Genomic DNA, 756 nt, shown 5'->3' with positions numbered 1-756 from the left:
GGTTATCTGTTATGAACGGATTGAAAAACCGGGGATTGCAGGATATATTGATAGCTTGTGTTGACGGACTTACAGGCTTTCCTGCAGCTATTGAAGCAGTATACCCCAAAACAGAAATACAACAGTGTGTCATCCATCAGATACGCAATACAACAAGGTTTGTGTCATACAAGGACATTAAAGCACTTATGGCGGATTTAAAGAAAGTCTATGCAGCAATAGATGAGCAAACGGCACTTGCTGAGCTTGAAAACTTTGATGAAAAATGGGGTAACAAATATCCCAAGATAGCAATATCATGGAGAGATAACTGGGCGAATTTATCAACATATTTCAAATATCCGCAAGAGGTCAGAACGCTCATTTATACAACAAATGCCATAGAGGGATTTAATCGACAGCTTCGTAAGGTTACTAAAAACAAGGGGGTATTCCCGACAGATGACAGCCTTTTGAAGATGCTTTATCTTGCAATGATGGACATTACTAAAAAGTGGACGGGAAAGCGCCGTGAATGGGGACAGATTCATTCGCAACTTGAAATTTTCTTTGCCGATAGGTTAAGTTAACAGCATAAAATCCCCGGCAAATCAAGGGTAAAATGAACGCCCTCAAACGAGGGCGACCTTGACATGCCTGTGCTTTTATGCTATATATGAGCTGAAGGATGAAATCCCGAAATATGGATTTCATCCTTCGAAAAACACTTAAATTATATTATCATTTTGGAGTTTACACAAAATCGGGGAAATACCC

1 protein-coding gene is annotated in these 756 nt (G+C 39.7%); it reads left to right on the top strand.

The features are described 5' to 3' along the window. The coding region (locus H8706_RS12180; protein ID WP_262432849.1) for an IS256 family transposase at positions 1-569 on the top strand (569 nt) is incomplete at its 5' end. Between the last annotated feature and the right edge of the window lie 187 nt (positions 570-756).

The sequence above is a fragment of the Qingrenia yutianensis genome, from assembly GCF_014385105.1.
GTDB lineage: Bacteria > Bacillota > Clostridia > UMGS1810 > UMGS1810 > Qingrenia > Qingrenia yutianensis.
This window is presented reverse-complemented; position numbering and strand designations above follow the sequence as displayed.